The 22,466-nt window shown below is 53.9% G+C and carries 25 protein-coding genes; 16 read left to right on the top strand and 9 right to left on the bottom strand.

The window, feature by feature from the left end; genetic code table 11:
* Positions 1-39: 39 nt before the first annotated feature.
* On the bottom strand, positions 40-723 hold the full coding sequence (ung, locus tag WN53_RS01065) for a uracil-DNA glycosylase (protein ID WP_021178914.1): 684 nt from the start codon (positions 721-723) through the stop codon (positions 40-42).
* 348 nt (positions 724-1,071) lie between these two features.
* Between ung and grcA the strand changes: the two genes are divergently transcribed.
* The 3 genes from grcA to WN53_RS01050 all read left to right on the top strand — a co-directional run bounded on the left by grcA (position 1,072) and on the right by WN53_RS01050 (position 3,342).
* Entirely contained in the window at positions 1,072-1,455 is a 384-nt protein-coding gene (gene grcA / locus WN53_RS01060) for an autonomous glycyl radical cofactor GrcA (RefSeq protein ID WP_021178913.1), read from the top strand.
* Positions 1,456-1,631: 176 nt separating this feature from the next.
* Positions 1,632-2,594, top strand: coding sequence for a Tle-like phospholipase domain-containing protein (locus WN53_RS01055; RefSeq protein WP_024485804.1), 963 nt, complete (start codon positions 1,632-1,634; stop codon positions 2,592-2,594).
* A complete protein-coding gene (locus WN53_RS01050; protein ID WP_024485803.1) occupies positions 2,587-3,342 on the top strand; it encodes an ankyrin repeat domain-containing protein in 756 nt (251 codons plus the stop codon). Before WN53_RS01055 ends, WN53_RS01050 begins: the two co-directional genes overlap by 8 nt.
* Before the next feature lie 51 nt (positions 3,343-3,393).
* On the opposite strand, the gene srmB is transcribed toward WN53_RS01050, so the two are convergent.
* Complete coding sequence (gene srmB, locus WN53_RS01045) at positions 3,394-4,710, bottom strand: ATP-dependent RNA helicase SrmB (RefSeq protein WP_024485802.1); 1,317 nt, start codon at positions 4,708-4,710, stop codon at positions 3,394-3,396.
* An 87-nt stretch (positions 4,711-4,797) separates the two neighbouring features.
* Here srmB and trmN point away from each other — a divergent pair, with 87 nt between their 5' ends.
* Positions 4,798-5,577, top strand: a complete 780-nt coding sequence (gene trmN, locus WN53_RS01040) for a tRNA(1)(Val) (adenine(37)-N(6))-methyltransferase TrmN (protein WP_024485801.1) — start codon at positions 4,798-4,800, stop codon at positions 5,575-5,577.
* A 4-nt stretch (positions 5,578-5,581) separates the two neighbouring features.
* Here trmN and nadB read toward each other — a convergent pair whose 3' ends face one another.
* The gene (gene nadB, locus WN53_RS01035; RefSeq protein ID WP_024485800.1) at positions 5,582-7,183 is read right to left on the bottom strand and encodes an L-aspartate oxidase; all 1,602 of its coding nucleotides are present in this window, start codon (positions 7,181-7,183) and stop codon (positions 5,582-5,584) included.
* 213 nt (positions 7,184-7,396) lie between these two features.
* On the opposite strand from nadB, the gene rpoE reads away from it, so the two are divergent.
* From rpoE to rseC, 4 genes are read left to right on the top strand one after another with little or no spacing between them, the layout of a single operon-like run.
* Positions 7,397-7,972, top strand: a complete 576-nt coding sequence (rpoE, locus tag WN53_RS01030; protein WP_012146382.1) for an RNA polymerase sigma factor RpoE — start codon at positions 7,397-7,399, stop codon at positions 7,970-7,972.
* A gap of 30 nt (positions 7,973-8,002) precedes the next feature.
* Positions 8,003-8,656 (top strand): anti-sigma-E factor RseA, encoded by a 654-nt coding sequence (gene rseA / locus WN53_RS01025; protein WP_024485799.1) that lies wholly within the window; start codon positions 8,003-8,005, stop codon positions 8,654-8,656.
* Positions 8,656-9,615, top strand: coding sequence for a sigma-E factor regulatory protein RseB (gene rseB / locus WN53_RS01020; RefSeq protein WP_024485798.1), 960 nt, complete (start codon positions 8,656-8,658; stop codon positions 9,613-9,615). Before rseA ends, rseB begins: the two co-directional genes overlap by 1 nt.
* Positions 9,612-10,088: a SoxR-reducing system protein RseC gene (gene rseC, locus WN53_RS01015; RefSeq protein WP_024485797.1), complete on the top strand. Its 477-nt coding sequence runs from the start codon at positions 9,612-9,614 to the stop codon at positions 10,086-10,088. The genes rseB and rseC overlap by 4 nt, the downstream gene beginning before the upstream one ends.
* Here the strand turns inward: rseC and WN53_RS01010 are convergent.
* Positions 10,085-10,909 carry a hypothetical protein gene (locus WN53_RS01010; RefSeq protein ID WP_024485796.1) on the bottom strand — a complete coding sequence of 275 codons (825 nt, stop codon included), beginning with the start codon at positions 10,907-10,909 and terminating at the stop codon, positions 10,085-10,087. The two genes, rseC and WN53_RS01010, sit on opposite strands and share 4 nt — an antisense overlap.
* 532 nt (positions 10,910-11,441) lie before the next feature.
* On the opposite strand from WN53_RS01010, the gene lepA reads away from it, so the two are divergent.
* From lepA to acpS, 7 genes are all read left to right on the top strand, one after another.
* The gene (gene lepA / locus WN53_RS01005) at positions 11,442-13,241 is read left to right on the top strand and encodes a translation elongation factor 4 (protein WP_024485795.1); all 1,800 of its coding nucleotides are present in this window, start codon (positions 11,442-11,444) and stop codon (positions 13,239-13,241) included.
* A gap of 31 nt (positions 13,242-13,272) precedes the next feature.
* A complete protein-coding gene (gene lepB / locus WN53_RS01000) occupies positions 13,273-14,250 on the top strand; it encodes a signal peptidase I (RefSeq protein WP_046807988.1) in 978 nt (325 codons plus the stop codon).
* Positions 14,251-14,476: 226 nt separating this feature from the next.
* Positions 14,477-15,157, top strand: a complete 681-nt coding sequence (rnc, locus tag WN53_RS00995; protein WP_021178901.1) for a ribonuclease III — start codon at positions 14,477-14,479, stop codon at positions 15,155-15,157.
* Positions 15,154-16,062, top strand: a complete 909-nt coding sequence (gene era / locus WN53_RS00990) for a GTPase Era (RefSeq protein WP_037413081.1) — start codon at positions 15,154-15,156, stop codon at positions 16,060-16,062. Before rnc ends, era begins: the two co-directional genes overlap by 4 nt.
* A gap of 8 nt (positions 16,063-16,070) precedes the next feature.
* Complete coding sequence (gene recO, locus WN53_RS00985) at positions 16,071-16,802, top strand: DNA repair protein RecO (protein WP_021178899.1); 732 nt, start codon at positions 16,071-16,073, stop codon at positions 16,800-16,802.
* A gap of 74 nt (positions 16,803-16,876) precedes the next feature.
* Entirely contained in the window at positions 16,877-17,608 is a 732-nt protein-coding gene (pdxJ, locus tag WN53_RS00980; protein WP_024486234.1) for a pyridoxine 5'-phosphate synthase, read from the top strand.
* Positions 17,608-17,988, top strand: coding sequence for a holo-ACP synthase (acpS, locus tag WN53_RS00975; RefSeq protein ID WP_024486233.1), 381 nt, complete (start codon positions 17,608-17,610; stop codon positions 17,986-17,988). The genes pdxJ and acpS overlap by 1 nt, the downstream gene beginning before the upstream one ends.
* 430 nt (positions 17,989-18,418) lie before the next feature.
* Here the strand turns inward: acpS and WN53_RS00970 are convergent, their stop codons facing one another.
* From WN53_RS00970 to WN53_RS00950, 5 genes are all read right to left on the bottom strand, one after another.
* Complete coding sequence (locus WN53_RS00970) at positions 18,419-19,378, bottom strand: IS110 family RNA-guided transposase (protein ID WP_046807987.1); 960 nt, start codon at positions 19,376-19,378, stop codon at positions 18,419-18,421.
* Between the two features lie 252 nt (positions 19,379-19,630).
* Positions 19,631-19,891: a YfhL family 4Fe-4S dicluster ferredoxin gene (locus WN53_RS00965; RefSeq protein ID WP_024484274.1), complete on the bottom strand. Its 261-nt coding sequence runs from the start codon at positions 19,889-19,891 to the stop codon at positions 19,631-19,633.
* 78 nt (positions 19,892-19,969) lie between these two features.
* Positions 19,970-20,287, bottom strand: coding sequence for a helix-turn-helix domain-containing protein (locus tag WN53_RS00960; RefSeq protein ID WP_024484273.1), 318 nt, complete (start codon positions 20,285-20,287; stop codon positions 19,970-19,972).
* A 1-nt stretch (position 20,288) separates the two neighbouring features.
* The gene (locus WN53_RS00955) at positions 20,289-20,633 is read right to left on the bottom strand and encodes a type II toxin-antitoxin system RelE/ParE family toxin (RefSeq protein WP_024484272.1); all 345 of its coding nucleotides are present in this window, start codon (positions 20,631-20,633) and stop codon (positions 20,289-20,291) included.
* Between the two features lie 100 nt (positions 20,634-20,733).
* Positions 20,734-21,543: a MurR/RpiR family transcriptional regulator gene (locus WN53_RS00950; protein ID WP_037411923.1), complete on the bottom strand. Its 810-nt coding sequence runs from the start codon at positions 21,541-21,543 to the stop codon at positions 20,734-20,736.
* Between the two features lie 242 nt (positions 21,544-21,785).
* Here WN53_RS00950 and yfhb point away from each other — a divergent pair, with 242 nt between their 5' ends.
* Positions 21,786-22,433, top strand: coding sequence for a phosphatidylglycerophosphatase C (gene yfhb / locus WN53_RS00945; protein WP_024484271.1), 648 nt, complete (start codon positions 21,786-21,788; stop codon positions 22,431-22,433).
* The last annotated feature ends 33 nt before the right edge of the window (positions 22,434-22,466 follow it).

The raw sequence follows: 22,466 nt of genomic DNA, 5'->3' as shown, positions 1-22,466 counted from the left end.
GGATAAAGGCACCTTCGTGGTGCCTTTTTTGTGCCTGGATCATTCCTGCGGCAGGTGTGGCACCCAGTCAATCGGTGCCAGGCCTTGTTGTTCCAGTAACTGATTGGTTTGCGAAAAGTGGTGGCAACCCAGGAAACCGCGATGGGCAGAAAGCGGGGAGGGATGCGGCGCTTTCAACACATGATGGCGCTGGCGATCGATAAAGCTCCCTTTCTTTTGTGCGTGTGAGCCCCACAGCAGGAACACGACACCCTCGCGATTTTCGTTTAGCGCGGCAATGACCTTGTCGGTAAAGGTTTCCCAGCCCAGATTGGCATGAGAATGCGCCCGGCCACCTTCAACGGTTAATACGGTATTGAGCAGCAGTACGCCTTGCTCGGCCCAGCTTTGCAGGCAGCCGTGTGTCGGGCGTTCAAAGCCGGGGATATCCGTCACCAGCTCTTTGTACATATTGACCAGTGAAGGCGGCGCAGGGATGCCAGGGCGCACGGAAAACGACAGGCCATGGGCCTGGTTCGGGCCGTGATAGGGATCTTGCCCCAGGATCACCACTTTGACGTCTGCCAACTCGGTAAAGCGGAAAGCGTTAAACACGTCTTTCTGCGGTGGATAAATGGTCTTACCAGCCTGGCGTTCATTAGCTACAAAGGCGAGTGTATCCAGAAAGTAAGGCTGCTCTTTCTCTTTGCCGATGACGTCGTGCCAGGTGAGGGAGGTAGACATAAGCACTCTCCTTTGTTTTTGTTAGCAATTCATGGTGCATAGCTTACCGTTAACCTCCGCTCGGCGAAACCCGCTTTTTCAATGGGTATGGCGAGCGAGGTATACAAATATTTTTGAAAATTTACAAAAATAATTTTAATGAGCAAAAAGGTAAAATTGATATAAAACATAAATTTGCCTCTGTCGCTCATTTCAGTACCCCGTAAAAATTGATTTTAGTCAAAGAATTGACCCGGTTTGACTGGTATACAGAACAACAAGACAACATTGGTTTTACCAAATGGCCGGGAACCACAACCGAGTTTTCGGCGACGTAGAAATTTTTCTCCCTATTACGGAGGCAACAAAATGATTACTGGTATTCAAATCACTAAAGCGAACAATCAAGCACTGGTGAACTCTTTCTGGCTGCTGGATGAAGAGAAATCAGAAGCGCGCTGTGTCTGTGCCAAAGCGGATTATGCTGAAGATCAGATCGTGCCTGTTAGCGAACTGGGCCAGATCGAGTACCGCGAAGTGCCGATGGAAATGCAACCTACCGTGCGCGTAGAAGGTGGTCAGCACCTGAACGTGAACGTGCTGCGCCGTGAAACTCTGGAAGATGCCGTTAAGAACCCAGAGAAATACCCGCAGCTGACCATTCGTGTTTCTGGTTACGCGGTGCGTTTCAACTCACTGACGCCAGAACAGCAACGTGACGTGATCGCACGTACCTTTACCGAAAGCCTGTAATTTTCGGCTAGGTAGACAAAAGGGAGCTTCGGCTCCCTTTTTTAATGCCTTCACGGCAGAAAATAGATTTTGATCACATTACCCGCAAAAAATAATCATTCTCATTACAGAACTCGTATGACTCGCCGATAGCTAAATCAGTTCCATTTGGGGCTGTCTATGGATAAGGAGTCTTTATGAGTTTGCCTTTGAGTTTCATCTCGACGATGACGCCCATCACCGCGGTATCTGCTGCGGCACTCCCGGCTCAAGACGCAATAAAACCACTCCACACCGACGAGCCACAGGTGACAAAAGTTGCTGTGTCGCTCCCCTCTGAAAATAGTCGTAATTCACAAAACCTGTTGGATTCACTGACTCGCGATCTCTCTGCTGCGGTACCTTTGGCCCCAAGGCTGGAGATGTCTCGTGGGCAAGCGTCTCAGCAGGGTGATTACTCTTTGGCGCTATTGGCCAAGGATGTCTACAACCTTACAGGGCAGGGTGCAGAGGGTTTTTCGCGCATGAGTGATAACGATTTACTGGGTGTTGGCATTGATCCCGCAAGTTTATTGGATACAGCCTCGGGGTTACAGGCGGGTATTTATTCGAATAAGCAGCACTATGTGCTGGCCTTCGCCGGTACTAATGATATGCGCGATTGGCTGAGCAATGTGCGTCAGGCTACGGGGTACGACGATGTGCAGTACAATCATGCCGTGGCGATTGCCAAGAATGCCAAAGCGGCGTTTGGTGACGGCTTAGTGATCACCGGCCATTCATTGGGGGGAGGGTTGGCAGCAACGGCGGCGTTGGCAACCGGTTCTCTGGCGGTAACATTCAACGCCGCTGGGGTTTCCGATCATACTCTGAACCGTTTCGGTATTAATCCGGCTGCGGCAAAACAAGATGCAGAATCTGGCGGGATCCGTCGTTACAGTGAACAATACGATATGTTGACGGGGACGCAGGAGTCGACCTCTCTGCTTCCCGATGCTATCGGGCATAAAATAACCATTGCCAACAATGAGACTCTGAGCGGCACTGATGCTTGGCGGCCGAGCAAATATTTCGATCGCAGCATGACGGCACATGGCATCGATAAAGTAATCAGTTCAATGGCGGAACAGAAGCCATGGGAGATCAAGGCGAATGCCTAAAAGGTGGTGCAGAGGCTGCAGGATAGCGGCTCTCGTTTTGCCCCTGTTTGGGATCGCTGGGTTATTGATGGTAGCCAAGGAGCACTATATGGAACAGCAAAATTCGCCATTTGCGGGTACCGATATCCTGTCTTTATCACAGGCGGTGGCTGAGGATGATGTTTGGCAAATTAGCCAGCAAGCAACAGCTGTACGGCAACATGTGCGGGGAGATTTGCAGATCACACTGTTGCAATGGGCGATTCTGCAGCAGAGGCCAGGCAGTGTACAGGCATTGATACAGGCGGGGGCAGATATTGGGCAACCTGGTATGGAGGGCAACGGGGCATTGCATACGGCGGCGATGGTTAAGGATGCGCAATATTTACGCTTGTTATTGCAACAGGCTCCCCAGGTTAATATGCGTAATCTGGTCACTGGTGCTACGCCATTAGCCGCTGCCGTGCTGGCGGGGCGGGAGGAGCAGGTGCGTATGCTGTTGAATGCCGGGGCTGATAGTTCATTGAGTGACAGAGTGGGGGATACGCCCTTGCACCTGGCCGCAAAAATCAACGCACCACAGTTGGCGCTGCTCCTGTTACAAACGGGGGCTGATGCCAAGGCACAAAATCAGCAAGGGAGAACGTTCCAGTATTACTTTGCCCAGACGCCAGTGCATTTGCAGAATAGCGAGTTGCGTGAGCAGTACCGTCAATTGGAGAGCTGGCTCAAAAGTCAGCAATTGGCCGGGCACTATACTCAGCCTTGAAAATAAAAAAACCGCCTTCAAAGTGATGGCGGTTTTTTGATGGTAGAGAGATTATTGTGCGTCTGGTTTGGCTTTTGGCTGGCGGCGCTTACCGACGTTTTTCGCGTCGCGATGGCGTACCTTCACCTTGGCCTTCTCTTTGTTCTTCAGCTTGTCTTCGATGCGCTTGGCCAGCACCTTCTTCGAAGGTTTACCGTTGCTCTTCTCGCTAGGTACCTTGGTGGACGGACGCAGTTCGTCGATCACACGGGCTTTCAGTGGCTCATTGAGGTAACGCCCCACTTTGCCCAGCAGCAGATGATCGTGCGCCTCTACCAGCGAAATGGCGGTGCCTTTACGCCCGGCACGGCCAGTACGGCCAATGCGGTGCAGATAGGTATCGGCGGTGCGCGGCATATCGAAGTTGAACACGTGGGTGATATCGAGGATATCCAGCCCGCGCGCCGCAACGTCGGTGGCGACCAGCACGTTGACGCGGCCATCCATCATGCGTTTTACCGCTTCGTTACGCTTGGCCTGCACCATTTCCCCTTCGAGATAGCAGGTATTGATGCCCGCTTCACGTAGCCAGGCGGCCAGCTCATGCACGCGCTCACGCTTACGCACAAAGATCACTGACTTCTGCACGTCCGGCTGTTGCAACAGATGCACCAGCAGGGCGGTTTTATGCTTCACGTCATCGGCGCGGTAATACCATTGCAGGATTTTTTTACGTTCGCGGCGGGACGGATCGGCTTCAACCTCAACCGGTTCCTTCAGGATGCGCTCGGCAAACTCGCGGATGGCTTCGCCTTCCAGCGTTGCGGAGAACAGCAACGTCTGGGTACGCCAGCGGGTTTCGGCCGAGATGGTTTCGATGTCTTGCGCAAAGCCCATATCGAGCATGCGGTCGGCTTCATCCAGGATCAGCGTTTCTACCGCGCGGCAGTCAAAGTTTTCTTCTTTGATGTATTGCAGCAGGCGGCCGGTGGTAGCAACCACCACGTCCTGGTTTTCACTAAAGACTTCGGCGTGGTTCATATACGCCACGCCGCCGGTGATGGTGGCGATATCCAGCGAGGTATGCGCAGCCAATTCACGAGCCTGATCGGCCACCTGCATTGCCAGCTCACGCGTCGGGGTGAGGATCAGTACGCGCGGTGGGCCAGACTTCTTGCGTGGGAAATCCAGCAGATGCTGCAGAACCGGCAGCAAGAATGCGGCGGTTTTGCCCGTGCCGGTCGGTGCCGAACCTAATACGTCGCGCCCGTCCATGGCTGGCGGGATCGCCTCGGCCTGGATAGCGGTGGGGCGATCGTAGCCTTTATCACGCAAAGCGAGGATCAGGCGCTCATCGAGTTCGAGTTCGGAAAAATTGGTTGCTGTCATTATCTACCTCTACTTGGGGCGCCGATTATAGACGGGATGGCCGCAGGGTTCACCCTTTTTAACTTTTACCCTAGATCAGTTTGCCTTATGCTACGCCAGTTTTGTCTGCTGGTGGCCATTGTGAGTAATCAAATTAAAACAAAATCGACCCCGCGCCGCGGCGGTTTTACCTTTAAACAGTTCTTTGTCGCCCACGATCGTTGTGCGATGAAGGTGGGTACCGATGCGGTTATGCTCGGCGCCTGGACTGCCGTGGATAACGTGCAGCGGGTGCTGGATATTGGCTGCGGCAGTGGGCTGATCGCCCTGATGTTGGCGCAGCGCACGGCTAGCGAGGTCACCATCGATGCGGTTGAGCTGGATAACGCCGCCGCCTTGCAGGCACGTGATAACGTGTTGGAGTCACCTTGGCCGCAGAAGATCCAGGTGCACAGCCAGGATATTCATCATTTTGCCCAGCAGCATGCCCATTGTTACGATCTGATCGTCAGCAATCCACCGTATTTTGAACCTTCCGTCGCCTGTCGCGATCTGGCCCGCACCAACGCCCGTTATACCGGAACCCTGACTCACGACGCCTTGCTGGATAGCGCCGAACGATTGATAACGGCGGAGGGGCAGTTCTGCGTAGTGCTGCCTTACGAGATTGGCGAAGCTTTTGAAGTGAATGCCCACCAACGTGGCTGGCACACCGCACGGCGGCTGAACATCAGTGACCGGGCCGATACGCCAAAGCACCGCTTGATGCTGGCATTAGCGCGTAAACCGGTGGCGAAAGAAGAGGCGGAGTTGGCAATAAAACTGGCGGATGGCAGCTACACCACCGACTTCCGCCAGTTGATTACCGATTTCTATCTGAATTACTGAAACCTCAGGGTTGCAGAATAGTGGGTTTTGGCTCCGGCAACATATCCGGGTAATCCAGCGTGTAATGCAGCCCACGGCTTTCCTTGCGCTCCATCGCACTGCGCACAATCAGTTCCGCCACCTGCACCAGATTACGTAGCTCCAGCAGATTGTTGGAGATGCGGAAGTTGGCGTAATACTCGTCGATCTCCTGCTGCAACGTATTGATGCGGCGTAGCGCCCGCTCCAGACGTTTGGTGGTGCGCACGATCCCGACGTAGTCCCACATAAACAGCCGCAGTTCGTGCCAGTTATGCTGGATCACCACGCGTTCATCCGAATCATCCACCCGGCTTTCATCCCACTGCGGCAACTGTTTGGCCAGCTTGATGGCAGGCAGGCGCGTCAGAATATCTTCGGCGGCGGACCAGCCATAAACCAGGCATTCCAGCAGCGAGTTGGACGCCATGCGATTGGCCCCGTGCAGGCCGGTGTAGCTTACTTCGCCAATCGCATACAGGCCGTCCAGATCGGTGCGGCCATGCTGATCGACCATCACGCCGCCGCAGGTGTAATGCGCCGCAGGGACGATCGGGATTGGCTGCTGGGTCAGGTCAAAGCCCAGCGTCATCAGCTTTTCGTGGATCATCGGGAAGTGTTGAGTGACGAATTCCGCCGGTTTGTGGCTGATATCCAGATACATGCAGTCGGCACCCAAGCGCTTCATCTCATGGTCAATCGCGCGGGCGACGATATCGCGCGGCGCCAGTTCACCACGGGGATCAAAGTCTGGCATAAAGCGGCTGCCGTCTGGGCGTTTCAGGTGGGCACCTTCGCCGCGCAGCGCTTCGGTCAGCAGGAAGTTACGTGCCTGCGGGTGGAACAGGCAGGTTGGGTGGAACTGGTTGAACTCCAGGTTGGCCACCCGGCAGCCAGCGCGCCAGGCCATGGCGATGCCGTCGCCCGAAGAGATATCCGGGTTGGTGGTATATTGATAAACCTTGGCCGCTCCGCCGGTGGCTAACACCACCGTTTTGGCACGGTAGGTTTCCACCTGCTCCCGCTCACGGTTCCAGACGTAAGCGCCCACTACGCGCTTGGTGCCCGGCAAGCCGATCTTGTTGGAGGTAATCAGGTCGACCGCATTGCGGCGTTCCATCACGCAAATATTGGGGTGAGCACTTGCTTTCGCTACCAGGGTAGTCTCTACTTCTTTGCCGGTGGCGTCGGCGGCGTGCAGGATGCGCCGATGGCTGTGTCCGCCTTCCCGCGTCAGGTGATAGCGTTCTTCACCTTGGGAATTGGTTTCGGTGTCGAACAGCACGCCCTGATCGATCAGCCACTGTACGCAGTGGCGTGCATTGCCGGCAATAAACTCGACGGCGTCTTTGTCACACAGGCCGGCTCCGGCGATCAGCGTGTCATCAACGTGTGAGGCGATGCTGTCCGTTTCATCAAACACCGCGGCGATCCCGCCTTGGGCATAAAAGGTGGCGCCTTCATTGAGCGGACCTTTGCTGAGTACAGTAACCTTGCAATGTTGCGCCAAGCGCAACGCCAGGGAGAGGCCAGCAGCACCGCTACCGACGATCAATACATCGCTAACATGTTCAGATGATGGTTGCATAACGTATGATGTGTGCAGAAGAAGAGTGAAATTCATGTTAGCCTACTTGTCCGGGCAAAAGCCACGGACAAGGTGACATCAACAAAAAAACAATGGCGGTATGGAACTTAGCGTTCCGTATGAACTCCAAGCGAGTGCTTGCTCAGGAAAATAATGTATGGCTGGCGGTACAATTTCACGCGTGGAGATAGATTTGGGGAGAATTTACCTCGGATGAGCGAGCAGTTAACGGATCAGGTTCTGGTTGAGCGGGTCCAGAAGGGCGATCAGAAATCGTTTAACTTACTGGTAATTCGTTACCAGCATAAAGTGGCGAGTCTCGTTTCGCGCTACGTACCACAGGGCGACGTGCCGGATGTGGTGCAGGAGTCGTTTATTAAAGCTTATCGCGCACTGGAGTCGTTCCGTGGCGATAGCGCCTTTTACACCTGGTTGTATCGAATTGCTGTCAATACAGCAAAAAATTATCTGGTTGCTCAGGGCCGGCGCCCACCATCAAGTGATGTGGATGCCAATGATGCCGAAAATTACGAAAGTGCGGGTGCACTGAAAGAAATTTCGAACCCTGAGAACTTAATGTTGTCAGAAGAACTGAGACAGATAGTTTTCCGTACCATTGAGTCACTCCCAGAGGATCTTCGCATGGCGATTACCCTGCGGGAGTTGGATGGTCTAAGCTACGAAGAGATAGCCGCCATCATGGATTGCCCGGTCGGAACCGTACGGTCACGTATTTTCCGTGCTCGGGAGGCTATCGATAATAAAGTTCAACCGCTGATCCAACGTTAGCGATAGCGGACACTGGAAGGGTACTTAGGCATGCAGAAAGAAAAGCTTTCCGCTCTGATGGATGGTGAAATGCTCGACAATGAGCTGCTGAGTTCATTGAGTAAAGATCGGGCGCTTCAACAAAGCTGGCAGAGCTATCACCTAATCCGTGACACGTTACGGGGTGATGTCGGGCAAGTCATGCATTTCGATATCGCAGACCGTGTTGCTGCCGCATTGGAAAAAGAGCCCGCTCGTCTGGTTCCTTCGGCAATCCCCGAATCTCAACCGCAACCTCACACCTGGGGTAAATTGCCGTTCTGGCACAAGGTTCGTCCTTGGGCTAGTCAGCTAACTCAAGTCGGCGTTGCTGCTTGTGTCTCTCTGGCAGTGATCGTGGGTGTGCAACAGTACAATCAGCCAACGGCCCAATCAGGCGCGGCTGAAGCACCAGCGTTCAATACGTTACCCATCATGGGGCAAGCTTCCCCGGTCAGCCTGGGCGTCCCGGCAGACAGTTTCTCAACCGGCAGCGGTCAACAGCAGCAGGTGCAGGAACAGCGTAAGCGTATCAATGCCATGCTGCAGGATTATGAGCTGCAACGCCGTTTGCACTCCGATCAGCTGCAACTTGAACAAAGCAGGCCACAGCAGGCCGCCGTTCAGGTTCCTGGAACTCAGTCTTTAGGAATGCAACAGCAGTAATGAAGCAAATCTGGTTCTCCGTTTGTCTTTTAACGGGCGGCCTGCTCAATTCAAATATCGCCTCGGCGCAGGAACCTGCGTCCGGGGCGTTATTGCAACAAATGAGCAGTGCCAGCCGTTCACTCAATTATGAACTCGCCTATATCAGCATCAGCAAGCAGGGGATAGAGTCGTTACGCTATCGCCACGCGGTGATCGATAAACAGCCCCTTGGGCAGTTGCTGCATATGGACGGCCCTCGTCGGGAAGTGCTGCAACGTGGCGGTGGGATCAGCTACTTTGAGCCTGGTCTGGAACCGTTCACGCTGTCTGGCGATCACATCGTCGACGCTTTGCCCGCCATCGTATTTGCCGATTTCGATTATCTGGCGAAATACTACGACTTTATCTCCGTTGGTCGCACCCGCATTTCCGATCGGCCTTGTGACGTTTACCGCGTCGTGGCTCGTGACGGTTCCCGTTACAGCTATGTGGTCTGGATGGATATGGAGACCAAGCTGCCGCTGCGGGTCGATCTGCTCGATCGTGATGGCGAAACGCTGGAACAGTATCGGGTCATCTCGGTTGTGGTGGGCGATCAGGTGAAAAACGTCATGCAACCTTTGCTCAAGGCCAATCTGCCACCGCTATTGACCTTACCCGCGGCTGAAGACGTTAAGCTGGCCTGGAATGCTGGTTGGTTGCCCGCTGGCGTTAACGAGGTGGCGCGTAATCGCCGCAAGTTACCGAATGTGGCGGTGCCGGTTGAATCGCGGCTTTATAGCGATGGCTTGTTCAGCTTCTCGGTTAACATCAGCCCTTCAGGTAGCAATACCAGCCAACAGTTTTATCGTCAGGGCCGCCGCACCATCCAAACCGAAATTCGTAATGGCAATGAAATTACCGTGGTTGGGGAATTACCGCCTTCAACGGCGAAACGCATTGCCGACAGCATTACTTTCAAGGTAGCGCCGAAATGATGAAAGAGTGGGCCACGGTCATCTCGTGGCAACAGGGCGTGGCACAGCTGCGTTGTGAGCCTAAAGCTGGCTGCGGCACCTGCACCGCGCGCTCTGGCTGTGGTGCTCGCGCATTCGACGAACTGGTGCCTGAAAGTGAACATCACCTGCAGGTGGCAATTGCCCAGCCTCTGGAACCCGGGCAGCGTGTAGAAGTCGGTATCGCCGAAGGCAGCCTGTTGCGCTCGGCGATGCTGGTCTATCTGACCCCGTTATTAGGCATGATGCTAGGTGGTGGCCTGCTGCAATGGTGGTTGGGCAGTGACGCCGCGGCGGCACTCGGTGGGATTTTAGGGGGCGGCCTCGCTTTCCTGATCGCACGCGCCTTGGCAAAACGCCTCGGCGAACAGGCCAATTATCAACCCGTGGTGCTGCAAATCGGTTTGCCACCCGGTGCCTTGCGGTTGCATACCGAAACCGAATCCCCGATCTAATACGGCGGCCGCGTCATCGCCGGGTTGTTATAGGCGGGGATGCGGTTGTTGATCATATGCTCCATCAGCGCAATAAACAGATCGGCGCTGAACAGCGAGTCATAACCCAGCGAAAACAGCTCATTGCCTTGTAGATCCAGCAAACGAAGGGTGCCACGCTGCTTATTGTTTTCCAGCCGGTGGATCTTTTCGATCTGAACCTGAGCCTGGGCGGAACTCACCGTCGTAGCGCTAAGCCGTAATGTTTGAGTCGGCTTCTCTTGCCACGAACCAAGCCAGCCCCTACCGCTAATGAGATAGCCGAAGGTCAATATTTCCCCCTGATAAAGCGAATTTAATGCCAGTGGCCCACGCTGCTGGATCTGTTGCTGGATCAGGGTTTCAATCAACTGCCGGGAGTGAGAGATATTGCTCTTGATGCTGTACCAGAACGCCGCCTCCGAGGTACGAAACGCCATACTGTCGTTTAGCCCGCCAAGCAGCCTGCTACCGCGAGAATGGTAGATATCGGCAATCTTTTCAAACGCAATAAACCGTTCTTTATGACTGTGGTGATCCAGCACGCGTACGCCGTGCTCATACAGGCGATAGGTCAGCATTGGTCGCATATAATGGCGCAATGCCAACAACGTAGTGCCTAACAGAATGGTTGCCGTGCCGGCTTGCAGTAAGGCCAGAACGTGAGGATCTTCCATGTTGCTCAATAACGGCATTAACAACAGCGCCGCACCGAGAGTGAACAGCAGCGTTACCGCTGCCAAAATGCCCCAGTTGACCTTGGAAAAATCGTGCCGGCTCAGCATTTGCCCTTTATCGATCATGATAAACCTTCCAATCAATGTTCAGAGGAGATGCTGGTGAACTCTGGTGGGCTTGCCGATGTCGTAGTGCCCTGAAGTCTGTTTTTATCCAAAGTTCTTGCCACTTGTAACCGAGGGGCAAAGGAGCGTATATCAGGTTTATCCTAAAGCGGTTGCGTTGTGGTTTAACTGTAAGTTATTGATAAAAATATTATTTATTAAATAATTAAGATTGGGTTTATTGCGTAATCGCGTAATATGTATTACCACCGGGTAAATAGTGTCTGGCCAAGAGGATTGGCGCAATTAACCCACAATTTTTATCAGGCCTTCGCCGCGTTAATATCTGCTTTCATCAACTGCGGCGCGTTGTAACACTAAACTACGTATAATCGAATAGCTTCCCAACACCGATTGCTAGGTTTTCAGTGTTGTGGCATGTAGAATGCTGCGATTCAGGCGAAAAATAGCCGACCCATTCACCGTCGCTTTATGTCCATGCGGGTTCCATAGGCGAGTAATTCAGAAATACCAAGGCAGAAAAACTAATTAAATGAAACACATAAGAAATTTTTCTATCATTGCCCATATTGACCACGGTAAGTCGACGCTGTCTGACCGTATTATCCAAATCTGCGGCGGCCTGACCGAACGTGAAATGGCCGCACAGGTGCTGGATTCTATGGATCTGGAACGTGAACGTGGTATTACCATCAAAGCGCAGAGCGTAACGCTCGACTATAAAGCCACTGATGGGCAGGTTTACCACCTCAACTTTATCGACACCCCTGGGCACGTTGACTTCTCCTATGAGGTTTCACGCTCACTGGCCGCCTGTGAAGGCGCATTGCTGGTGGTGGATGCCGGGCAGGGCGTAGAAGCCCAGACCTTGGCCAACTGCTATACCGCACTGGACATGGATCTGGAAGTGGTGCCGGTGTTGAACAAGATTGACCTGCCAGCCGCCGATCCGGATCGCGCAGCACAGGAAATCGAAGATATCGTGGGCATTGATGCGACTGACGCGGTGCGCTGCTCGGCAAAAACCGGCGTTGGCGTGCCTGAAGTGCTGGAGCGTCTGGTGCGTGATATCCCGCCACCAGAAGGTGATGCGGATGCTCCGCTGCAGGCGCTGATCATCGACTCCTGGTTTGATAACTACCTTGGCGTTGTCTCCCTGATCCGGGTGAAAAACGGCACCCTGCGCAAGGGCGATAAAGTTAAGGTCATGAGTACTGGCCAAACTTATAACGCCGACCGTCTGGGGATTTTCACCCCGAAACGTGTCGATCGCGACGTGCTGAACTGTGGCGAAGTGGGCTGGTTGGTCTGCGCCATTAAAGATATCCTCGGCGCGCCAGTGGGCGATACCTTGACGTTGGCTCGCCAGCCAGCAGACAAAATGCTGCCAGGCTTTAAAAAAGTGAAGCCACAGGTGTATGCCGGCCTGTTCCCGATCAGTTCCGACGATTATGAAGCCTTCCGTGATGCGCTGGGCAAGCTGAGCCTGAACGACGCCTCCCTGTTCTATGAACCAGAGAGCTCTACCGCGTTGGGCTTTGGCTTCCGCTGTGGCTTCCTGGGTCTGTTGCACATGGAGATCATTCAGGAGCGTCTGGAGCGTGAATACGATCTGGAACTGATCACTACGGCACCTACGGTAGTGTATGAAGTCGAAACCACTGGCAATGAAACCATCTACGTCGACAGCCCTTCCAAGCTGCCGCCGTTGAATAACATCGCTGAACTGCGTGAGCCGATTGCAGAGTGTCACATGCTGATGCCGCAGGAATATCTGGGCAACGTGATCACGCTGTGTATTGAGAAGCGTGGCGTACAGACCAACATGGTTTACCACGGTAACCAGGTGGCGCTGACCTACGAAATCCCAATGGCCGAAGTGGTGCTAGACTTCTTCGACCGTTTGAAATCCACCTCGCGCGGTTACGCGTCACTGGACTATAACTTCAAACGTTTCCAGGCCTCCGACATGGTGCGCGTTGACGTGTTGATCAACAACGAACGGGTAGATGCGCTGGCGCTGATCACTCACCGTGATAACGCGCAGTATCGTGGCCGTGAACTGGTTGAGAAAATGAAAGAGCTGATCCCACGCCAGCAATTTGATATTGCGATCCAGGCGGCGATCGGCACGCATATCATCGCTCGTTCTACGGTGAAACAGCTGCGTAAAAACGTGTTGGCCAAGTGCTACGGCGGCGACGTCAGCCGTAAGAAGAAGCTGCTGCAGAAGCAGAAAGACGGTAAAAAACGCATGAAGCAGGTGGGTAACGTTGAGTTGCCGCAGGAAGCGTTCCTGGCCATTCTGCACGTGGGTAAAGACGGTAAGTAAGAGCGAAAGCTCGCGTAACTAGGGAGTTTGCATGGCGAATATGTTTGCCTTGATCCTGGCGTTAGCCACTTTGGTGACCGGGATCATCTGGTGCTTTGAGCGCTTTAAATGGGCGCCGGCACGCCGGGCGAAAATCGCGGCGGTCAATGCACAGGCGGCTGGAACGATCGACGAAGCGGCCTTGGCGAAAGTGGCCAGGCAGCCGGGTTGGGTTGAAACCGGGGCTTCGGTGTTCCCGGTATTGCTGTTGGTATTTGTGGTGCGTTCGTTTATTTACGAACCGTTCCAGATCCCTTCAGGCTCAATGATGCCGACGCTGTTGATTGGTGATTTCATTCTGGTGGAAAAATTTGCCTACGGCGTAAAGGATCCGATCACCCAGACCACGCTAATTGAAACCGGTCATCCCAAGCGCGGCGATATTGCGGTATTTAAATATCCACGCGACACCAAACTGGATTATATCAAACGCGTGATTGGCGTACCTGGCGATCGCGTGACCTATGATCCGGTGAATAAGCGCGTGACGGTGCAAGAGTCCTGTAATAGTGGCCAGGCGTGTGATACCGCATTGGCGGTCACCTACAGCGATATGCAACCGAGCGATTTTGTGCAGATGTTTACCCGCAGCGGCATGGGCGAAACCAGCAATGGTTTCTTCCAGATCCCACTGACGGATAACGTGCCACAGGGCGGTATTCGCCTTGGCGAACGCAAGGAAACTCTGGGCAACGTGACTCACCGCATTCTGACCGTGCCCGGTGCACAGGATCAGGTCGGTGCTTACTATCAGCAAGCAGGCCAGCAGTTGGGCGAGTGGGTAGTGCCAGCCGGCCATTACTTCATGATGGGCGATAACCGCGATAATAGTGCAGACAGCCGTTATTGGGGATTCGTACCTGAGAAGAATCTGGTAGGTAAAGCCACCGCGATCTGGATGAGTTTTGAAAAGCAGGAAGGTGAATGGCCAACGGGCGTCAGATTGAGCCGTATCGGTGGTATTCACTAATAGCGTTTTGCAAACTGCAGCCAATTAGGCTGCAGTTTGACAGGCAATGGGTCTATATAATCGCAGCAATATATTTCCACTCGTTGTAGAATAGCCCCTCGAGCGATAAAAGTTGGCCCCTTTTGGGCGCCACTGCAAACGAAACAGCTTTGGATTGGCTTTTGGCAAAGCAGGCCTGTTCCGTATGCTGCAAGTTTTTGACGCATTCTTGATCTATTGGTAACTCATGAACCCCATCGTAATAAACAGGCTACAGCGGAAGCTGGGCTACACTTTTCAACAGCAGGAGCTCTTACTGCAAGCGTTAACTCACCGTAGCGCCAGCAGTAAACACAATGAACGTCTTGAGTTTCTGGGTGATTCTATCCTTAGTTTTGTCATCGCCAATGCGCTCTACCAGCGTTTTCCTCGCGTAGACGAAGGAGACATGAGCCGCATGCGTGCCACGCTGGTGCGGGGCAATACGTTGGCGGAGATGGCACGCGAATTCGATCTGGGCGAGTGTTTGCGCCTTGGGCCGGGCGAGCTGAAAAGTGGTGGATTCCGCCGCGAGTCGATCCTGGCGGATACGGTGGAGGCACTGATTGGCGGTGTGTTCCTGGATAGCGATATTCAAAACGTTGAGCGACTGATTTTGGACTGGTATCGTAGCCGGTTGGACGAAATCAGCCCCGGTGATAAGCAGAAAGACCCGAAAACCCGCTTGCAGGAGTTTTTACAAGGTCGTCATCTGCCGTTGCCAACATATCTGGTGGTGCAGGTTCGCGGTGAGGCGCACGATCAGGAGTTTACTATCCACTGTCAGGTGAGTGGTTTGAGCGAGCCCGTCGTGGGCACCGGCTCAAGCCGCCGTAAAGCCGAGCAGGCGGCAGCGGAACAAGCGCTGAAAAAGCTGGAGCTTGAATGAGCGAAGAAAAACAATACTGCGGTTTTATTGCGATCGTAGGTCGTCCCAACGTGGGCAAATCCACGTTGCTGAACCAACTGCTGGGGCAAAAAGTCTCCATCACCTCGCGTAAACCACAGACGACCCGTCACCGCATTATGGGTATCGATACCGATGGCGCTTATCAGGCCATTTACGTCGACACCCCGGGTCTGCATATCGAAGAAAAGCGCGCCATCAACCGTTTGATGAACCGCGCGGCCAGCAGCTCAATCGGCGACGTCGAGCTGGTGATCTTCGTCGTAGAAGGCACGAACTGGACTGCCGATGATGAAATGGTGGTTAACAAGCTGCGCGGCCTGAAAAGCCCGGTGCTGCTGGCGATCAACAAGGTCGACAACGTTACCGACAAATCCAAGCTGTTGCCGCATATTGCGTTCCTCAGCCAGCAGATGAACTTCCTCGATGTGGTGCCGATCTCTGCCGAAAAAGGCATGAACGTGGACACTATCGCGGCTATCGCACGCAAAGTGTTGCCGGAAGCGGAACACCACTTCCCGGACGATTACATCACTGACCGTTCCCAGCGCTTTATGGCGTCGGAAATCATCCGTGAAAAGCTGATGCGTTTCCTGGGTGAGGAGCTGCCTTACTCAGTGACGGTCGAGATCGAACAGTTTGTACCGAATGCGCGCGGTGGTTACGACGTGCACGGTCTGATCCTGGTTGAGCGTGAAGGCCAGAAGAAGATGGTTATTGGCAACAAAGGTTCGAAGATCAAGACTATCGGGATTGAAGCCCGTCAGGACATGGAACAGATGTTTGAAGCCAAAGTGCATCTGGAACTGTGGGTAAAAGTGAAATCGGGCTGGGCGGACGACGAACGTGCGCTGCGTAGCCTGGGTTATACCGACGACCTGAAGTAATACCTCCTATGGATGGTTGGGAGCGCGCTTTCGTCCTGCATGGGCGACCCTTTAGTGAAACCAGCCTGATGCTGGACCTGTTCACGGAAGGTCATGGGCGGGTGCGCTTGCTGGCAAAAGGCGCACGCAGTCGCCGTTCCAATCTAAAGGGTTGCTTGCAACCCTTTACTCCTCTGTTAGTACGCTGGGGCGGTCGTGGCGAAGTCAAAACGCTGCGCGGTGCCGAAGCGGTCTCCCTTGGTTTACCCCTCAGCGGCATGATGCTTTACAGCGGCCTTTACGTGAATGAACTGTTGTCACGGGTGCTGGAGCAGGAAGGCAACTATTCGGTGTTGTTCTTCGATTATCTGCAATGCTTGCAGGCCCTGGCGGCGGAAGACAGCTCCCCGGAGCATGCCCTGCGGCAGTTCGAGTTGGCGCTGTTGGGGCACCTGGGTTACGGGCTGGATTTCCTCCATTGTGCTGGCAGCGGCGAGCCGGTGGATGACGGCATGACCTATCGCTATCGCGAAGAAAAAGGCTTTATCGCCAGCCTGGTGGTGGATCATTACAGTTTTACCGGCCGTGAACTCCGCGCTCTGGATGAACGCCAGTTCCCCGATGCAGAAACCCTGCGTGCAGCCAAGCGCTTTACCCGCATGGCGCTGAAACCCTATCTCGGCGGTAAGCCGCTGAAGAGCCGTGAACTGTTTCGCCAGTTCGTGCGCAAACAACCTGATACCCCCGTCGACGAAGCCTAAGCGGTTTCTGCTTTTGCCGTTTTGCTCGCCCGTGTAAACTGCTGCTACTGAAAATGACTTAGTAGAGGGTTGTCATGGCTGATTTATTGCTGGGCGTCAATATCGATCATATTGCCACGTTACGTAACGCGCGCGGCACCAACTACCCGGATCCGGTGCAGGCGGCATTTATTGCCGAGCAGGCGGGGGCCGATGGCATCACCGTTCACCTGCGTGAAGATCGCCGTCATATCACCGACCGCGACGTGCGTATCCTGCGCCAAACCATCCAGACCCGTATGAATCTGGAAATGGCCGTCACCGATGAAATGCTCGATATCGCCATTGAGCTGAAACCTCAGTTTTGTTGTCTGGTGCCGGAAAAACGTCAGGAAGTAACTACCGAAGGCGGGCTGGACGTGGCCGGGCAGCAGGACAAAATTGCCGTGGCGGTTGAACGCCTGGCACAGGCTGGCATTTTGGTTTCGTTGTTTATCGATGCCGATCACCGTCAGATCGACGCGGCGGTGGCCGTAGGCGCACCTTATATCGAGATCCATACCGGTGCCTATGCCGAAGCGCAGGGCGATCTGGCCATTCAAGCCGAGCTCAAGCGCATTGCCAAAGCGGCCACCTATGCGGCCAGCAAAGGCCTGAAGGTGAATGCGGGCCACGGTTTGACCTATCATAACGTGCAGCCGATCGCCGCGCTGCCAGAGATGTATGAGCTGAATATCGGCCATGCCATCATTGGTCAGGCGGTGATGAGCGGTTTACCTGCCGCGGTGGCGGACATGAAACTGCTGATGCGGGAAGCGCGTCGCTAATGGCGGTACTGGGCTTGGGAACCGACATCGTGGAGATGGCGCGTATCGAAGCGGTGGTGGAGCGCAGCGGCGATCGCCTTGCTCGTCGGGTGCTAAGCCCGGCCGAATGGGAGGTGTATCAGCAGCATCAGCAGCCGGTACGCTTCCTGGCGAAACGCTTTGCGGTCAAAGAGGCCGCCGCCAAGGCGTTCGGCACTGGCATCCGCAATGGCCTGGCGTTCAATCAGTTCGAAGTGTTCAATGATGGCCTGGGGAAACCCAATATCCGGCTGCATGAACGTGCTGCCGAGCTGGCGCAGGAGATGGGGGTGAAGTCGATCCACGTTTCTCTGGCGGATGAACGCCGCTATGCCTGTGCTACGGTGATCATCGAGGGGTAATTGCCCAGAGTGGTTGCCAGGTGCCGGAGTTAATCTGTTGAACGCTCAGTCCCCTCATCCCAACCTTCTCCCACAGGGAGAAGGAGCTAGTTAGGTGTCGCCGTCTGTTACAGAAGTAAGTCTGTGGCACATTCGTTGGAAGAGCAAAGGTGAGCTCAGTAACGATAAATAGCTCGATCGGTCCCCTCTCCCTTTGGGCTGAGGAATCCCCAGAAAAATTGAGACGGGAAATAGGCTGCTTTTCACCCAAAAACGGGATGAAAAACAGCCTAAAGCAGGAGGAAAGAAGTCGTTCACAATTCTCTCACTGCCAATTTACGAACAAAATGGAACAAATTGCTCGTAAAACACTCGTTCTAATTCTCTGAAACCACTAAGAAAAAATTAGTGGGGATTCCTCAGCCCTTTGGGAGAGATACCGTCTTGTCGGCTATCCGGCAAGCGGTATTTCCGCATTAAATGTCTTTCCTGATTTCACCACACCATAGGCCAGTTGCAGCAGTTTTCGCATCGCCGCACACACTCTCTCTTTGCCCGACTTCCCACGCAACTTCAGTCTTTCTGTTAAGTCTTTAACCACAACATTGTATTGGCCTGCCACTACCGCTGGCATGTATAACGCACTTCGCAGCTCACCGTGTCCCACTTTCGATAACCGGCTTTTCCCTTTAAACATCCCCGACTCACATCGCTGTGGATTCAGTCCTGCGTACGCTACCAGGGCCTTGCTGCTGGTGAACCGACGCAGGTTTCCTGCGAAGGCCAGCAGGCTGGAGCTCAGCATCTCTCCCACTCCAGGGATACTTTTTAGCAACTCGCTGTCCCGTTTCAGGTCAGGGTTATCATCGATGTGCTGACTGATTTTCTTCTTCGTTTCTCGTATCAGTTCATCCAACGTGGCGATGTGCTCATTGAGTGAAGGGACGATGACTGCTTCGGCCACCTCCAGGCGATTTTCTTCCATCTGACGCATCTCTTCCAGGTTCTTAAGATGCCTGACCAACGCGGTCAACTGGCGTTCGCTCAACGGGGCTGGGAACCACGGGTCAGGCTGATGCAGTGCGCAGTAGCGGGCTATCATCGCTGCATCGCTTTTGTCCGTTTTGTTCCGGGCCAGTTCTGTATTGCCGAAGGAATGGATACACGCCGGGTTCATCAGACTGACGTGGTAGTTGTTGTCTGCCAGATAAGTGGCCAGTTCCGTACTGTAGCTCCCGGTGGCTTCCATGCAGACATGACAGTCGCCAAAGCGGCTCAACCAGGCTGCGAACTCGCGGCATCCAGAAGGGGTATTGGCAAACTTTTTGGCTTTATACTTCTGATTGTCCAGCAGTACGGCGACATCAAATTTGTGTTTGGCGATATCAACGCCGACAGGGGTTCTACGCATTATGGCACTCCATAACCATGTCTGAAATTTATCGCCGGACCATCCTTATATGTGGGTGCTCATAGGCACAGGATACCGTTCGGTCTAGAAGGCGACAGGGAAATAGACAGCCGGGGCACAATCTCTCCCACGGGCTCATAGGCACTAGGGTTAGGGGGAGCTCACCGGCTATCTCCCGATGATCAGTCGGGGAGCTTCTCCGCTAAGGCGGAGAAGATCAAGACATAAGGGTTAGGGTGAGGGGCGATTGACTCACAAGCTATCGGCATGGTGCAGCACGACAAACTTGTCCCACAGCTGTTCCTGGCTCTCTACGTGCTGCGGATCGGTAATGATGGTGTTATCGATCGGGCACACCTGCTGGCAGGTTGGGGTCTCGTAATGCCCCACGCATTCGGTGCAGCGGTTGGCATCGATCTGGTAAATCTCATCCCCCATCGAAATCGCCTGGTTCGGGCATTCCGGCTCGCACATATCGCAATTGATGCATTTCTTGGTAATCAATAAAGCCATATCAATAAGTTACTCATTTAATCTTTTAAAATAAGCACCGGTTCGGTCAGCCGATTTAACGGGGGGTGCTTATTACTGTCAGGCAAACACCACTTTAAGACTGCCCGGTGTCCGGCGTGGCTTGCCTACCACAATTTGTACATCACGCCCTAAGCGGGTGAGGCATTCTAGCATTTTGGCTTCGCTGATGCCCCGGAACTGGCCACGCAACAGATTAGACAGCTTGGGCTGTGTCATCCCCAGCAGCTTTGCGGCCTGCTCTTGTGTCAGGCGGCGACTTTTGATGATGTCGCCAATTGTGCTGGCAAGTTGGGCTTTAACCTGCATTTCTTCAGCGCCGTCGCTGCCAATATCGGCATAAACGTTGCCGCTGCTGACTTCGATATCTTGGCTCATACTATGCCCCTCTGGCATGATTTTCTGCGGCTTTCAGTCGTTCACGGATTTTGTCTATATCCGGTTTCGGTGTGGCGATCCCGGCTGAAGACTTTTTCTGGAATGCGTGCAGAACATACACGGCATCGCCAAACTTAACGGTATAGACTGCACGATAAGTATCAGTAAGAAAGTCTTCTACTACCTCTAGTACTCCGGCCCCACCAAACCCTCTTAATGGTTTCGTCTGGGAATGCTTACCACCTGCCTGCGCCAGATGTAGAGCATAGCCGAAAACATCCTGAACCTCTTCGGGCAAAGACTGGAGGTCTTTCTTGCTGCTACCAACCCAATATAGTGGCTTCATCCGCGTTATCCATGCGTCAAATTATACCTATATGGATATAATTTAACATGACCAATGGTCAATTTATAGTCAGAAAGCGAAAGAAGTTGATTTGATTAGTTCATACCACGTGTCCAACCGGCTCGTGCTGGAGCAGTGCCATAAACAGCAGGTCGGTCAGGGCGAACTGCGCGGTGCTGGAAGATATCGCCGCGCTGCGGATATTGGGCTCTTGCGCAATGGTATAAAGGCAGTGATCGGCCCGCTGCTGTAGCCCATTAGGCGAGAAGCTGGTCAGTGCCAATACCTTGGCTCCGGCAATACGTGCTTCTTCGGCGGCCTGGTTGATTTCACGCCGTTCGCCGCTAAACGAGATCGCCAGCAGCAGATCCTCCCTGCTCAGCGCCTTTATCGTCGCCAGTTGAACGTACATATCCGCTTCTGCTACCGCCATCACGCCAATCTTTAGCAGCTTGAACGACAGGTCTTTGGCCACTAGTCCGGAAGCCCCGATGCCGACCAAGATCACCCGCCGCGCCGCACGCAGCATCTCCAGGGCGGTAAGCAGCCGCTGTTCACTGTTGATATCCAGAGTAGCTCGTAATGCGGCCTGCTTTTCCAGCAGCAATTTCTCACCGACGGTTTTGAGTGGATCGCTGCTCAGAATGTGGTTATGCACCGTCACCACCGGTGCGACCTGCGGTTGAGCCAGCACCTCACCCAATGCCAGTTTCAGCGCCGGAAATCCCTTGTAGCCCAGTTTCTGGGCGAACTTGACCACGCTCGATTGGCTGACACCGGCCAACTGGGCCAGCTTTTGTGAGCTGAGGTGGCGGGCCTGTTCGGCGTTATCCAACAGAAAGTCCGCCAGTTTGCGATCGTTTTGTGCCAGCGTTGGGTAAATCTGACGAATGCGAAGAAGGGTACTCATGGTTTTTTCCTTTGAGCCAGTCAGCATTCTGCCATGCCAGTGGTAAAACGGGCAGCAATCATTTTTGTGAGCAGGCCGCTAAAGCGCTTGCAGCAACACCATGGCTATAGGGTGGTATTGATGGGTTAACGCGCCTTTGGCGTGGACCAATGTCGGTTGTATCTGGTCGGTCTAGTGATTACGATAATAGCCGGTTGTATTTTCACCTGCATAATGGGGTCAACGATCCTGAGGAGTAACGTTTGACTGACAAACCGGTTGCACAGGCCCAGCGCGTGGTATTTTTCGATCTGGATGGCACCTTGCATCAGGAAGACATGTTTGGCAGTTTCCTGCGCTTTTTGCTACGGCATCTGCCGTTGAACCTGGTGTTGGTGGTGCCGCTGTTACCCATTATCGGATTGGGTTTGTTGATCGGTGGGTGGGCAACTCGCTGGCCCATGAGCCTGCTATTGTGGGCAATGACTTTTGGCCGATCAGAGGCCAGGCTGAAAGCGCTGGAGGCGAAATTCGTCGACTATTTTCGCCGTAAGGTCACCGCTTTTCCGGTCGTACAGATGCGTTTGCGTCAGTACCTGGATGCCCAGGATGCTCAAGTGTGGTTGATCACCGGCTCGCCGGAACGGCTGGTGGAGCAGGTTTATCGGGATTCTGCGTTCCTGCCACGGGTACGGCTGGTGGGGAGCAGCATTGTGCGTCGCTACGGGGGCTGGGTGTTGCCCATGCGCTGCCTGGGAGTACAAAAGGTGGTGCAACTGGAGCAGCGTCTGGGAGCACCATTGAAATTGTTCAGTGGCTACAGCGACAGCAAGCAGGATAACCCTTTGCTCTATTTTTGCGAACACCGCTGGCGGGTGGGTAAAGAAGGCGAGTTACAGCAGTTGGATTAAATAAGGCTCCCCCAGTAAAACGAGGGAGCCTGG

It is taken from the genome of Serratia fonticola, from assembly GCF_001006005.1.
GTDB classification, from domain to species: domain Bacteria; phylum Pseudomonadota; class Gammaproteobacteria; order Enterobacterales; family Enterobacteriaceae; genus Chania; species Chania fonticola.
This window is presented reverse-complemented; position numbering and strand designations above follow the sequence as displayed.